Raw genomic sequence first — 14,164 nt, forward strand, 5'->3', positions numbered from 1 at the left:
GTCGGCGCTCGGTACAGCGGTTTGGTTACAGATGTAAGAACGTCAGGCGGTCTCGACCGGCCTCAGTTCGTGCAACAGAGCCGCGCTCAGTTGCGGCGTCACGGCCAGGACCGTGCCGTTCATCAGGTCCAGCGGCCGACCCAGGGTGTCGGTGACCATGCCGCCGGCTTCGCGGACGATGACCGCGCCCGCCGCCATGTCCCACGCGCTGACGCTCTGCTCCCAGTAGGCGTCGAAGCGGCCGCAGGCGACATAGGCCATGTCGACGGCCCCCGCGCCCAGGCGGCGCACGCCCGACACCCGGTCGGTCAGGCGCTTCATCTCGGCGTGGAACTGCGCCTGGCGCGGCTTGCCCATGAAGGGAATGCCCACGCCCAGCACGGCCTGCTCCAGGCCCTGGCGGGTGGAGACCTTGATCGGCTGGTCGTTGAGCCAGGCGCCCTGCCCGACCTCGGCCCGGAACATCTCGTCCAGCATCGGCACGTAGGTCACGCCGGCGATCACCTCGCCGTCGCGGGCCAGGGCGATGTTCACGGCCCAGATCGGCAGGCCGATCAGGAAATTGGCGGTGCCGTCCAGCGGGTCGCAGATCCAGGTGTGCGAGGCGTCGGCGCCCGGCACGACGCCGCCCTCTTCGCCGAGGAAGCCATAGTCCGGATAAGCCTCGGCGAGGATCGTCTTCACGGTCTGCTCGGCGCGGACGTCGGCGATGGTGAAGGGGTCGGCCGGACCGTTCTTGTGCTTGATCTCCAGGGTGGCGATCTCGGCGAAGTCCTGCTTCAGGCGGTCGCCGGCGGCGCGGGCCGCGCGGATCATGGTCTGGATCAGGGGGGAAGGCTGGCTCACGCTCAATCTCTCAGTTTCGTGCGCCACAGGCTGGTGGCGAGGGTCAGGGACAGGACCGACGCGCCGATCCAGAACAGGATGGCCGGTCCGAAGTCGTAGTGGCGCACGCCGTCGACGACGCGCATGCCCTTGTCGATCAGGGCGCCGCTGACCTGCTCCTGGATGGCGGCGCCGATGTAGCTGAACACGCCGATCAGGCCCATGGCCGCGCCGGCCACCCGCTTGGGGCAGATGTCGGTGGCGAACAGACCGCCCAGCGAGGTGACCAGCGCGGTCATGCCCAGGCCGAACAGGACCATGCCGGCGATCAGCACCGGATAGGTGTTGGGGCCGTAGAAGATGATGGCCAGCCCCGCCAGCTCCATCAGGCCGAACAGCAGGTTGGCCGGCGGACGGCGGGCGTTGAACAGCTTGTCCGAGATGAAGCCGTAGCCGATGGCGCCGAAGATCCCGGCCAGGGTGCTGATCATCAGCATGCCGCCGGCCTGGGCCAGGGAATAGCCCCGCGCCTCCTGCAGATAGAGCACGCCCCAGCTGTTGATCGCGTAGCGGGTCACGTAGATCAGGGCCGACGACAGGGCCAGGGCCCAGACCGCGGGGATCTTCAGGATCTGCAGCTGGGTCTTGAAGGTGCTGCCGGCCGCCGACTTGGCCTTCTCGGCCTGCCAGTGATCGTTGCGCCAGTCCGCGACCGGCGGCAGGCCCAGGGTGCGGGGGCGGTCCTGGATCAGGAAGTAGCTGCCGATCGCCACCAGGATCCCGACGAAGGCCGGGGCCCAGAAACCGTAGCGCCAGCCGAAGGCGCCCACGACGCCGCCGACCGCCACGAAGGTCAGGCCCTCGCCGATCGAATGGGCGGTGCTCCAGATGCCGTAGTAGCGGCCGCGCTCGCGGTTGGAGAACCACTGGGTCATCGACACCACGCCGGCCGGCGCGCCGAAGCTCTGGAACCAGCCGTTCAGGCCCCACAGCACCGCCGACAGCGCCACGGTGGTCGAGAAGCCCATGCCGATGTTGGCGATCGCCGAGATCAGCACGCTGAAGGCGAAGAAGCGCTTCATGTTGGCGTGGTCGGCCAGGAAGCCGTTGGTCAGCTTGCCGAAGGCGTAGGTGTAGAACAGGGCCGAGCCGATCAGGCCCAGCTCGGTGGGCGAGAACACGCCGGCGTCGATCAGCGGCTTCTTGACCATGCCCAGGGCCAGGCGGCAGGTGTAGGACAGTCCGTAGCCGAGCGTGATCGCCACCATGATCCGGAAGCGATGGCGCTTGTAGAGCGTGTCGATCATGCCCTTGTCGCCGAGCAGCGGCGCGTCGGGACCGGGCGCGAAGAACTTCAGCAAGGCGCTCATGTGCGGATCGTCTCCCCGGTCCCCCGCGACGCTTCGAGCGGCGTCGTCATCGACCTTCATTCGAACAGACTATTTCATTTCGATTTTGAATGGAAGATTTTTTCTACTTCGAGAACGATTTGGAACACCCAAAAAGAAGGCCCCGAACCCGTGAGGTTCGAGGCCCAGTTCAGCGCACGCAGGAGCGCTTCCGTCCGGGGGAGGAGCCCGAAGTCACATCGTCGGAATGACGAAGCTCTGGTCCAGCACGGCGCCGCCCTTGGGCCAGCGCTGGGTCACGGTCTTGGTGCGGGTGTAGAACCGCACGCCGTCCAGGCCGTACTGATTGAGGTCGCCGAAGCCCGAGCGCTTCCAGCCCCCGAAGCTGTGATAGGCCACCGGCACGGGGATCGGCACGTTGATCCCGACCATGCCGATCTCGACCTGGTCGGCGAATTCGCGAGCGGCGTCGCCGTTGCGGGTGAAGATCGCCACGCCGTTGCCGTACGGGTGGCGCGAGGGCAGCTGGATGGCCTCGGCCAGGCTCTCGGCGCGGACGATCTGCAGCACCGGGCCGAAGATCTCGTCCTGGTACGATCGCATGCTCGGCTTGACGTGGTCGAACAGGGTCGGGCCGACGAAGAAGCCGTCCTCGTGGCCTTGCAGGGTGAAGCCGCGGCCGTCGACCACCAGCTCCGAGCCCTCGTCGACGCCCATCTGGATGTAGCTTTCGATCCGCGCCTTGTGGGCGGCGCTGACCACGGGGCCGTAGTGGGCGTCCTTGTCGGTGCTGATCCCGACCCGAAGCCCGCCGATCGCCGCGACCAGCTTCTCGCGCAGGGCGACGGCGGTCTTCTCGCCGACGGGCGTGACCACCGGCAGGGCCATGCAGCGCTCGCCGGCCGAGCCGTAGGCGGCGCCGATGATGTCGGCCACCGCCTGGTCGAGGTCGGCGTCGGGCAGGACGATCCCGTGGTTCTTGGCCCCGCCCATGGCCTGCACCCGCTTGCCGTTGGCGCCGGCCCGCGAGAACACCGACTGGGCGATGTCGGAGCTGCCGACGAAGCTGACGGCCTTGATGGTCGGATGGTCGAGGATGGCCTCGACGCAGTCCTTGTCGCCGTGTACGACGTTGAGGATCCCCGGCGGCAGGCCGGCCTCGAGCAGCAGCTCGGCCAGGCGCACCGGCACCGACGGATCGCGCTCGGACGGCTTGAGGATGAAGGCGTTGCCGCTGGCGATGGCCGGTCCCATCATCCACATCGGGATCATGGCCGGGAAGTTGAACGGGGTGATGCCCGCCACCACGCCCAGCGGCTGGCGCATCGAATAGACGTCGATGCCCGGCCCGGCGCCCTGGGTGTATTCGCCCTTCAGCAGGTGCGGGATCCCGCAGGCGAATTCGATCACCTCCAGGCCGCGCATGATGTCGCCCTTGGCGTCGGCGATGACCTTGCCGTGCTCGGACGACAGCAGGTGGGCCAGCTCGTCCATGTTGGCGTTCAGCAGGCGCACGAACTCGAACATCACCCGCGCGCGGCGCTGGGGATTGGTCGCGGCCCAGGCCGGCTGGGCGGCGGCGGCGTTGGCGACGGCCGCGTCCAGCTCGCCCTTGGTCGCCAGGGCGACGCGGGCCTGGACCTGGCCGGTGTTGGGATCGAAGACGTCGCCGAAGCGGCCGGAGGCGCCTTCGACGGCGCGACCGCCGACGAAATGGGGAATGCTACGCATGGGTCGTCCTTCCTTGGGAGACCGGATCAGCTCTTGCGGGCGATCCAGTCGTGGGCCGGGTCGTTGCGGAAGATCCACTTCCTGTGCGGGCCGGCCATGACGTTGAGGTAGTAGAGGTCGTAGCCGTGCGGGGCCCCGACCGGGTGGTAGCCGCGCGGCACCATCACCACGTCGCCGTCCTGCACGCAGAGCGTCTCGTCCAGGCTGCGATCGTCGGTGTAGACGCGCTGAAAGGCGAAGCCCTGCGGCGGGTTCAGGCGATGATAGTAGGTCTCCTCCAGCGCGGTCTCCTCGCCGTCGGTCGCCGTGTCGTGCTTGTGCGGCGGATAGCTGGACCAATGGCCGCCGGGGGTGATGACCTCGACCACCAGCAGGCCTTCGGCCGGCGCGGTCTCGGGCAGGATGTTGCGGACGTGCCGGACGTTGGTCCCCTGCCCCCGTGCCTCGCGCGGCATGTCGCCGGCCGCGATCAGGCGGGGCGGCAGGCCGGGCTTGGCCGGCGCCGAGCACAGGGCCAGCTCCACCGGCGTGACCGCCGTGACGCTGAACGCCGCGCCGGCCGGGGCGTAGACCGCGCCGGGGGCAGCGTCCTCGAACACGCTGGCGCGGCCGCCGATCTCGCCGAACGCCTTGTCGGCCACGGTCACCGCCGCCTTGCCGCTCATCACGACCAGGCAGGTCTCGCGCGCGGCGTCGCCGCCCTCGAACCGCTGGCCGGGCTCCAGCGTGACGACCTCGAAGCCGACATGGGTCCAGCCGGCGCTTTGCGGCGTGACTTCCAGCACCGAGCCCGAGGCGTCGGGCGCATGGGGACGGACGAGAAGGTTGGTCATGACCTCACGCCGCCTTCAGGCCCGCCGCTGCGGCTTCCCTCTTGAGGGTCGCCAGGCCGATCTCGCCGTATTCGCGCGGGTTGGCGATGGCCGGATCCTGTTCGGCCTCGACGATGATCCAGCCCGAGTAATTGATCTCGGCCAGGGCCTGCATCACCGCGCCGTAGTCCAGGTAACCGTCGCCCGGCACGGTGAACATGCCGGCCAGAACGCCGTCCAGGAAGCTGCCGCCGCCGCGCGAGATCACCTTGCGGAACACCTCGCTGCGGATGTCCTTGCAGTGCACGTGGGCGACGCGGTGCGGATAGCTGCGGATCATCGACACCGGGTCCAGGCCGCCCAGGGCCGCATGGCCAGTGTCGACGGTCAGGCCCACTGAGGGACCGGTGTTGGCCAGGAAGGCTTCCAGGTCCTCGGGCCGCTCGACCACGGTGCCCAGGTGATGGTGGTAGGCAAACTTCAGGCCTTGCGAGGCGATGTAGTCGGCCACTTTGGTCAGGCGCGCGCCGAACTCCTTCCAGCCCTCGGCGTCGAGGCGCGGCGTGGCCGACAGGGCCTTGGACTTGTCGCCGTGGATGGCGTTGCTGGTCTCGGCGTGGACGAAGACGGTGCTGCCCATGGCCTTGAGCAAGGCCAGGTGCTTTTGCAGGGCGGCGATTTCCTCGTCGGCCGACTGAACTAGAAGATTGCCGCTGTACCAGCCGCCGACCAGCGACAGGCCGTAACTGTCGAGCAGCGGCTTCAGCACCGCTGGATCGCGCGGGAACACCCCGCCCAGCTCGACACCTTCGAAGCCGATCGCCTGGCAGTCGGCCAGTACGCTGGCCAGCGGCGTGTCGCCGCCCAGCTCGGGCATGTCGTCGTTGATCCAGGCGATGGGGCTCACGCCGAAACGGATGGTCATGGGCGTCTAGTCTCCCGTACGCTGTTGCTTGATCTTGTTTTCGTAAGTTTCGCGGGCCGCGTTCACCGTGGGGCGCATCGAGACCTCGGGCACCGCCACGTCCCACCACGCGCCGCCGCTCTCGGTGGTCGGCATCGGGTCGGTGTCGATCACCACGACATAGCTACGGTCGCTGGCCTTGGCGCGTTGCAGCGCCGCCCCCAGCGCCGCGAGATTGGCGACCTTCTCCGAACGCGCGCCCAGGCTGGCGGCATGGGCGGCGAAGTCAATGTCGGGCAAGGTCTGGTGGACCGTGTCGGCCAGCAGGTTGTTGAACGGCGCGCCGCCGGTCGCGGCCTGCAGGCGGTTGATGCAGCCATAGCCGCGGTTGTCGAGCACCGTGACGATCAGCTTGGTCCCCAGCATGACCGAGGTGGCCAGCTCGGAATTGAGCATCAGATAGCTGCCGTCGCCGACCATAACGTGGACCTCGCGGTCCGGCGCGGCCATCTTCACGCCCACCGCGCCGGCGATCTCGTAGCCCATGCACGAGAAGCCATATTCGACGTGATAGCCGCCAGGCTGCTTGGTGCGCCAGAGCTTGTGCAGCTCGCCGGGAAGGCCGCCGGCCGCGCAGACCACCACCGCATCGTCGGACGCCGCGCGCGACACCGCGCCCAGCACCTGGGCGTCGGTCGGCAGGGCGCGCTCGTCCGGCGCCGTGGCGGCGTCGAAGATGGCGTTCCAGCCGGCAACGCGTCCCACGCTCTCGTCCATCCAGGCGGCCGGGGCCTTCCAGCCGTCCAGCCGCTCGGCCAGGGCGGAGATCACCGCGCCGGCGTCGCCGACCACGCTGACCGCGCCGTGCTTGTGGGCGTCGTGCGGCGCGACATTGACCTGCACCAGCTTACGGCCCGGCGCGCCGAACAGCGCCCGCGAGCCGGTGGTGAAGTCTTGCAGCCGCGTGCCGATCCCGACGATCAGGTCGGCCGCCTCGGCGGCGGCGTTGGCGGCCGACGAGCCGGTGACGCCGACGCTGCCCAGGTTGCACGGATGATCCCAGACCAGCGCGCCCTTGCCGCCCTGCGTCTCGGCCACCGGCACGCCGGTGTCGAAGGCCAGGGCCGCCAGGGCCGCCTCGGCGCGGGCGTACAGCACCCCGCCCCCGGCCACGATCAGCGGCGTCTTGGCGGCCTTGATCAGGGCGACCAGATCGTCCAGCTCGCGCGGGTCCGGCTGCGGCGCGCGGATGCGCCAGACGCGCTTGGAGAAGAAGGCTTCCGGATAGTCGAAGGCCTCGGCCTGGACGTCCTGGCAGAAGGCCAGGGTCGCGGGTCCGCAGGTCGCCGGATCCAGCATGGTGGCCAGGGCGCGCGGCAGGCAGTCGAGGATCTGCTCGGGCCGGACGATGCGGTCGAAATAGCGCGACACCGGCTTGAAGCAGTCGTTGGCGCTGATCGTGCCGTCGCCGAAGTCCTCGACCTGCTGCAGCACCGGATCGGGCCGGCGGCTGGCGTAGACGTCGCCGGGCAGGAACAGCACAGGCAGGCGGTTCACGTGCGCCAGGGCGGCGGCGGTGACCATGTTGGTCGCGCCCGGGCCGATCGAGCTGGTGCAGACCATGGCCCGCTCGCGCCGCGACTGCTTGGCGTAGGCGATGGCGGCATGGGCCATGCCCTGCTCGTTGTGGGCCCGCCAGGTGGGCAGCACGTCGCGGACGCCATGCAGGGCTTCGCCCAGGCCGGCGACATTGCCGTGGCCGAAGATCGCCCAGACCCCGGCGAAGTACGGGACGACGCCCTGGCGGGTCTCGACATGTTGCCGGCTCAGCCAGCGGACGGTCGCCTGGGCGGCGGTGAGACGAACAGTAGCCATTACGCGGCCTTCTCCCCAGCGGCGCGCGCTCGGCGCCAGGCTTCGACCAGGACCGTCAGCTTGCCGGCCAGCGCCCGCACGGCCGCGTCGTCGTCGAGACGGTCGCTCAGCCAGTCGCGGGCCACATCGTAGAAGATGGTCCGGCCGACGGCGAAGCCCTTGATGATCGGGAAGCGCGCGGCGACCTCGAACGAGGCCAGCAGTTCGGCCTCGGGGGCGGACAGGCCCAGCAGCACCACGCCGCGGCACAACGGGTCGTTCTCGTTGACCGCGCTCTCGATCTCGCGCCAGGCGGCGGGGTCGGCGACGGGCTCCAGCTTCCACCAGTCGGGGCGCACGCCGATGGCGTAGAGCCGGCGAATGGCGCGGGCCACGGTGTGGGAGTCGGTGTCCATGCCCTTTGGCAGGATCACCTCGACCAGCAGCTCGTGGCGGGTCTTGCGGCAGGCGTCGAACAGCCGGAGCAGCTGGCGTTCCTGGCGCTCGCGCAGCGCGATCTCATCGTCGGGATGATAGAAGACCAGGCACTTGACCACGTGGTTCAGCGGCCATTCGGCCAGTTCGGTGGCCACGTCGGCCGAGCTCTCGAATTCCAGCGGCCGCGACTTGGGCAGCTCGATCGGGCGACCGATCCAGTAGGGGCGATCGGCCGCCTGGGCCAGGGCGTCGAAGCCGAAGCGGCCGTCCAGCAGCACGCCGAAGCGATCGTCGCCGCCCGCCACCGCCTCGACGGCGCGCAGGGCCAGGGTCTTGAAGTGCGGGATGCGCGCGGCGTCGCCGCCGGTCTCGGCGATCAGGTCCTCAAACTGGCTGCGATGGTCCATGGCCAGCACCGTCAGTTCGTCGTGCACCCCCTCGCGGGTGGTGGCCCAGTGGGTGTGCTCCAGGTCGGCGTCCTCGCGCAGGCGGAACGGCCGCTCGCGCTCGCCCAGGAACTGCTCCAGCTCGATCCAGGTCGGCATGGCCGGAGCGCAGCCGTGGCGCGAGACGACGATGGCCCCGCAGGCGTTGCCCCACTCGCAGCAGGTCTCGACCGGCTCGCCGCGCAGCCAGCCGCGCAGGAAGCCGGCCATGAAGGCGTCCCCCGCTCCCAGCACGTTGAACACCTCGACCCGGAAGCCGCGGGCGCTGACGCCTTCGTCCAGCGTATCGGGAACGGCGTCCGGGAAGGCCACGCAACCGTCCGGACCGCGCTTGCAGACCAGCAGGGCGTCGGACCGCTCGCGGATGGCGCGCAGGGCGGCGATGGTGTCGGTCGTGCCGCCCAGGATGTGGATCTCTTCCTCGGTGCCGACGATCAGGTCGCAGAGGGCCAGGACCTCCTGCAGCTTGCGGGTGACGTCCAGGTTGGCGACGAAGCGGTTCTCGCCGGCGTCCTTGCCGGTCAGGCCCCACAGCACGGGGCGGTAGTCGATGTCGAAAGCCACCCGGCCGCCGGCCGCCTTGACCGCCTTGGCCGCCTTCAGGCTGGCCGCGTAGACGTTGGGCTGGGACAGGTGCGTGCCGTTGATCAACACGGCGCCGGCCCGGGCGAACCAGGCCTCGTCGACGTCGCCGGCCTCCAGCGCCATGTCGGCGCAGTTCTCGCGATAGAAGATCAGCGGAAAGGTGTCGCGGTCGCGGATGCCCAGGACGACCAGGGCGGTCAGGCGCTCGGCGTCGGTCAGCACCCCGGCCACGTCGACGCCCTCGCGGGCCAGCTGTTCGCGGATGAACCGGCCCATGTGGTCGGCGCCGACCCGCGTCAGCAGGCCGGTCTTCAGGCCCAGGCGCGCCCCGCCCGAAGCGGTGTTGGTCGGGCTGCCGCCCAGGTACTTGGCGAAGGAGGCCATGTCCTCCAGCCGGCCGCCGATCTGCTGGCCGTAGAGATCCACGCTGGAACGGCCCACGGCGATCAGATCGAGAATTTTAGCGTCCTGCGCCATGCCAGTTCCACGTCACTTGGAGCCGGCTGCTCACCGGCGATATGTAACGCATATTCTAACTCTGGAACGCTTGCAATATCCATTTCATTTTGAGGGCAAAATGGAACAGGCCGTTCAGCCAGGCTTGGCGGTCTTGGCCGAGCGTCCCTTGGCGCGCGAACTCTCGAACGCGAATCCGATGACCAGGGCCTGGGCCAGGCAGATAGAGGCGGCCAGCGAGCGGAAGGTCCGCACCTCCGATTCGCGCACGTGCAGCACCAGCGCCGCCGGCTTGGCGATCGGGCTGACCAGGCTGTCGCTGATCGACAGGATGGCCGCGCCGCGCGCCGCCGCCATCTCGACCGCCTGGATCGTCTCTTCCGCATAGGGGTGGTAGCTGACGGCGATCAGCACGTCCTTGGGGCCGATGGTCTGGACCTGCTGCTTGGTCAGGCCCGCCACGCCGTCGATGAACAGGGTGCGCTTGTTCACCTGCTGCAGCGAATAGGCCAGGTACGAGGCCACCGGGAACGAGCGCCGGAAGCCGACCACATAGACCGTCTCGGCCTTGTCGATCATCTTCACCGCCTGGGCCATGTCAGCCTCGCTGACCGTCTGGGCCAGGTTCTGCAGGGCCAGGGTGTTGCCCTCGACGAACTCGGCCAGCACGTCGGCCCCGCCCTCGGGCTTCTTGGCGACCGCCTCGTTGAAGTGGCGCACGCGCTCGCCGTATCCCAGGGCCGCGTGGCCCGACAGCAGGCCGTCGCGGAACAGCCGCTGCATCTGGCTGGCGCCGGGATAGCCGAACGTCTTGGCGAACCGGACGATGGCCGACGGCTGCACGCCGCAGCGCTCGGAGATCACCGCCAGGGTCTCCAGCGCCATCTCGTTGGGCTCGTCCAGCACATAGCGGGCGATCTGCTGCAGGCGCTTGCTCAGCGAGTCGTAGCGCTCGAGAATCGCCGCGCGCAGCTCCTCGGCCGTCTTCGGCGCCGTTTCCAACGCCGGGGTCGCTTCGTCCATCGGTCCCTCGATATGATCGCTCTAGAATTAGAATATCCGTTCCGCGCCCGAACACAAACGCACCAGATTCATCGCCGCATTCCACTTTCCATCTGGAAGGAATTTTTGTTCCATATTACAGCACAATGGAACGCGGCCCCGGAGAGCCGCCGATCGGGGAGTGACGAACATGATCAAGGTGGCTCAGCTGGGCGCGGGCAGGATGGGGGCGATCCACGCCCGCAACGCCGCCGCCAATCCCCGCCTCGACCTCGTCGCCCTGGTCGATCCCCGCCCCGAGGTCGCCGGCCCCCTGGCCCAGGCGCTGGGCGCGCGACTGGCCAGCTTCGACGCGGTTCTGGCCGATCCGGACATCAAGGGGATCATCGTCGCCAGCTCGACCGACGCCCATCTCGACAACGCCCTGGACGCCCTGCGCGCGGGCAAGGTCGTCTTCTGCGAAAAGCCGCTGGACCTGGACCTGGCCCGCCTGCTGGCCGCCTCGGGCGAACTCGAGAAAGCCGAGGGCAAGCTGTTCGTGGCCTTCAACCGGCGCTTCGACCCGCACTACCAGGCCCTGAAGGCCAGGATCGACAGCGGCGCGATCGGCCAGCTGGAGAGCCTGCACATCGTCAACCACGACCCGGCCACGCCGCCCCCGGCCTTCATCCCGACCAGCGGCGGCCTGTTCAAGGACTTCACCATCCACGACTTCGACCTGGCGCCCTGGCTGATGGGCGAGCGGCCGGTCCAGGTGTTCGCCTGGGCCAGCTGCCTGATCGATCCGGAGATCGGCCGCCTGGGCGACGTCGACACCGCCAAGGTCGTGCTGACCACCGCTTCGGGCCGCCTGTGCATGATCAGCAACAGCCGCCGCAGCGGCTACGGCTACGACCAGCGCATCGAGGCCTTCGGCTCGAAGGGCGCGGCGCGGGTCGACAACCTGACCAACACCGCCGTGTCGGTGTGGGGCGAGGCCGGCGCCCAGGCCGACAAGTTCCCCTACGCCTTCATCGACCGCTACGCCGGCGCCTATGCCGCCGAGATGGATCATTTCGCCGATGTCCTGGAAGGCAAGGCCGCGCCGGAGACCGGCTTCGCGGCCAGCGTCGCCTCCCTGGAACTCGCCGAAGCCGCCGCCCGCTCGGCGGCGACCGGCGCCCCTGTCCGACTCTAGAGTATCGAGGTTCCCATGCACGACATCGCCATTTTGGGCGCCGGCCGCATCGGCCGCATCCACGCCAAGAACGTCGGCGGCCAGCCCGGCCTGCGCCTGAAATACGTGGTCGACCCGGTCGCCGCGGCGGCCGACAGCCTGGCGGCGGACACCGGCGCGAGCGTCACCGACCTCGACACCGCCCTGAACGATCCGGCCGTCGCCGGCGTCATCGTCGCCAGCTCGACCGACACCCACCTCGACTACTGCCTGAAGGCCGTGGCGGCGGGCAAGGCGGTGTTCTGCGAGAAGCCGATCGACCTGGACCTGGCCCGCGCGCGCTCGGCGCAAGGGCTGCTGGGCGGCAAGGACGTCAAGCTGTTCCTCGGCTTCAACCGCCGCTTCGATCCCAACTTCCAGGGCCTGAAGGCCCGGCTGGCCGGCGGCGTCGTGGGCGCGCTGGAGACGGTGCACATCACCAGCCACGACCCGGCCCCGCCGCCGGTGTCGTACGTCAAGGTGTCGGGCGGCCTGTTCAAGGACATGGCCATCCACGACTTCGACATGGCCCGCTGGCTGCTGGACGAGCCGGTCGTCGAGGTGTTCGCCGCCGCCAGCTGCCTGGTCGATCCGGCCATCGGCGAGGCCGGCGACGTCGACACCGCCAAGATCTTGCTGCGCACGGCCTCGGGCAAGATCTGCGTCATCAGCAACAGCCGTCGCAGCGGCTACGGCTACGACCAGCGCATCGAGGCCTTCGGCGCCAAGGGCCTGGTGCGGGCCGACAATGTCATGGAAAGCACCGTCAGCGTCTGGGGCGAGGCCGGCGCGGCCAGCGACAGTTTCCAGAACTTCTTCCTCGACCGCTACGCCGAGGCCTACCGCCGCGAGATGGCGCACTTCGCGGGGATCCTGCGCGGGGATGAACTGCCGTCGGTCGGCTATGTCGACGGCGTCGAGGCCCTGGCCCTGGCCGAGGCGGCGGGCCAGTCGGCGAAGACCGGACAGGTCGTGAAGCTGTAAGACCCTTCTCCCCCTGCGGGAGAAGGTGGCGGCCGAAGGCCGACGGATGAGGGGTCGCACCGGCGAAAGCCGCGCGGCCCCTTCTTCGTCCGGCGTTTGAGAGACCCTTCATCCGGCCCTTCGGGCCACCTTCTCCCGCAAGGGGAGAAGGACGCAAAAAGAACGGCGGCCCTCTCGCGAAGGCCGCCGCTTCCAGTCTCACCTAGCAGGTTGGTTCAGTTCTTCGCCGGATTGGCCAGCTTGCCGCCGACGATCTTCTGGAAGGTCTCCAGCGGGCACACCGTGGCGTCGCCCTTCACGCCGCAGCCGGGGATCGGGAAGTACGAGAAGGCCGGCGGATTGCTGGCGGTCAGCGGCTGCAGCTCGCGCAGCTGGTCCATGCTCTGGGCCGTGTAGAAGGCGCGGACGAAGGCGTGGCCGCCGCTGTCCTTCAGCAGCTCGAAGCCCATGGCGCCGCCGGGGGGCGGATCGTCCCGGGGATAGTCGGCGGCGGTGAAGTGGGCGCCGAAGAAGCCGCGCAGCGCGGCGATGTTGGTGTCGTGGCCGACCAGCAGGGTCAGGCGGCCGGTATCGGCCTCGCCGTTCAGGGCCGACAGCAGACGCTTGGCGATCGGGGCGGCGTAGCGTTCGGCGATGTAGGGCGCGCCGACCTCGTAGTTGAACTTCACCGGATGGAAGCGAAGCATGGCGTGGATGTCGGCCTTGGAGGCGCGGCCCCAGCCGACCTGGTCCATCGGCTTGCCCTCGACATATTCCAGCAGGACGGTCTGGCCGCCGGTCGAGGCGATCGACAGCGCGCCTTCCAGGTCGGGACTGTCGCCCTTGTTGCCCTTCAGCTCGGACGGACGCTTGGCGATGTCGCAGCCGGCCTTGGTGGTCGGATCGCAGCCCAGCACGCGTTGCAGCACCGCGAAGTCCGCCGCGTGGACGCGCGCCTCGGCGGCGACGCCGGGCTTCTGCCGCTGGGCGGCCTTCAGCGCGATGTCGCCGTCGATGCCCTCGGCCGGATGGAAGACCGGGTCGTTGTCCTCGGTCTCGGGATGGTCGACCACGATGCCGCAGCCCGGCTGCAGGCCCTCGACGAACGACTCGGCGGTTTTGATGGCGCGCGACTTGCCGCTGGCCCAGACCACGATCTCGCCCTTGGGCGCGCAGCCGTCGCGCGGGATCAGGCCGCGCGCGCCCAGGAAGGTGCGGTTATAGGCGCCCATCAGCCGCGCGCCTTCGATCCCATGCGGCGTCAGCTCGCCGAACGGCGTGGTCCAGGTCGACCAGGGCTGGGCGGTCGTGCCTTCCGGCGTGGCGGGCGACTTGGTCGGCGGGCGGACGCTGTGGCGCATGACCATGACCATGCGGTCCAGCTTCAGATCGCCGGTCGGACCGCCGTTCGAGGCGGCGGCCGCCGGGCTCGTGACCATGGCCGCGGCTAGGGGCGCGGCGATCATCGCGGCCGTCATCAGTGCGTATCGAAGTCTCGCCATAACGCCTCCCTCGCCGCTCACGGTCGGCGGCTTGCTTGTTGACCGAGTTGTACGAATGGATATTCTATTTTGCAACTCAGTTAGAATTTTTAGTGCAATTTT

Annotated in this window: 11 protein-coding genes; 2 read left to right on the forward strand and 9 right to left on the reverse strand. The window is 69.1% G+C overall.

Translation table 11 applies throughout. The features are described 5' to 3' along the window. Nucleotides 1–42: 42 nt before the first annotated feature. The 8 genes from WAE60_RS09550 to WAE60_RS09585 form a co-directional block, all read right to left on the reverse strand. Nucleotides 43–846: an inositol monophosphatase family protein gene (locus tag WAE60_RS09550; RefSeq protein WP_337685951.1), complete on the reverse strand. Its 804-nt coding sequence runs from the start codon at nt 844–846 to the stop codon at nt 43–45. A gap of 2 nt (nt 847–848) precedes the next feature. Then, the gene (locus WAE60_RS09555; protein ID WP_029907517.1) at nt 849–2,195 is read right to left on the reverse strand and encodes an MFS transporter; all 1,347 of its coding nucleotides are present in this window, start codon (nt 2,193–2,195) and stop codon (nt 849–851) included. A gap of 213 nt (nt 2,196–2,408) precedes the next feature. Then, nucleotides 2,409–3,905, reverse strand: a complete 1,497-nt coding sequence (locus tag WAE60_RS09560; protein ID WP_029907518.1) for a CoA-acylating methylmalonate-semialdehyde dehydrogenase — start codon at nt 3,903–3,905, stop codon at nt 2,409–2,411. 26 nt (nt 3,906–3,931) lie between these two features. Beyond that, nucleotides 3,932–4,738, reverse strand: coding sequence for a 5-deoxy-glucuronate isomerase (gene iolB, locus WAE60_RS09565; RefSeq protein ID WP_337685954.1), 807 nt, complete (start codon nt 4,736–4,738; stop codon nt 3,932–3,934). 4 nt (nt 4,739–4,742) lie between these two features. After that, on the reverse strand, nt 4,743–5,642 hold the full coding sequence (gene iolE / locus WAE60_RS09570; protein WP_337685956.1) for a myo-inosose-2 dehydratase: 900 nt from the start codon (nt 5,640–5,642) through the stop codon (nt 4,743–4,745). A 6-nt stretch (nt 5,643–5,648) separates the two neighbouring features. Beyond that, nucleotides 5,649–7,496, reverse strand: a complete 1,848-nt coding sequence (gene iolD, locus WAE60_RS09575) for a 3D-(3,5/4)-trihydroxycyclohexane-1,2-dione acylhydrolase (decyclizing) (protein ID WP_337685957.1) — start codon at nt 7,494–7,496, stop codon at nt 5,649–5,651. Further along, on the reverse strand, nt 7,496–9,421 hold the full coding sequence (gene iolC, locus WAE60_RS09580) for a 5-dehydro-2-deoxygluconokinase (protein ID WP_337685958.1): 1,926 nt from the start codon (nt 9,419–9,421) through the stop codon (nt 7,496–7,498). The genes iolD and iolC overlap by 1 nt, the downstream gene beginning before the upstream one ends. Nucleotides 9,422–9,535: 114 nt before the next feature. Further along, entirely contained in the window at nt 9,536–10,423 is an 888-nt protein-coding gene (locus tag WAE60_RS09585; RefSeq protein WP_337685959.1) for a MurR/RpiR family transcriptional regulator, read from the reverse strand. Between the two features lie 169 nt (nt 10,424–10,592). Between WAE60_RS09585 and iolG (WAE60_RS09590) the strand changes: the two genes are divergently transcribed. Then, nucleotides 10,593–11,579 (forward strand): inositol 2-dehydrogenase, encoded by a 987-nt coding sequence (gene iolG, locus WAE60_RS09590; protein ID WP_029907528.1) that lies wholly within the window; start codon nt 10,593–10,595, stop codon nt 11,577–11,579. Between the two features lie 15 nt (nt 11,580–11,594). Continuing rightward, entirely contained in the window at nt 11,595–12,581 is a 987-nt protein-coding gene (gene iolG, locus WAE60_RS09595) for an inositol 2-dehydrogenase (protein ID WP_029907530.1), read from the forward strand. A 215-nt stretch (nt 12,582–12,796) separates the two neighbouring features. On the opposite strand, the gene WAE60_RS09600 is transcribed toward iolG (WAE60_RS09595), so the two are convergent. Beyond that, nucleotides 12,797–14,038 carry a histidine-type phosphatase gene (locus tag WAE60_RS09600; RefSeq protein WP_337685961.1) on the reverse strand — a complete coding sequence of 414 codons (1,242 nt, stop codon included), beginning with the start codon at nt 14,036–14,038 and terminating at the stop codon, nt 12,797–12,799. Between the last annotated feature and the right edge of the window lie 126 nt (nt 14,039–14,164).

Source organism: Caulobacter sp. CCG-8, assembly GCF_037402475.1.
In the GTDB taxonomy this organism is placed as follows: Bacteria; Pseudomonadota; Alphaproteobacteria; order Caulobacterales; family Caulobacteraceae; genus Caulobacter.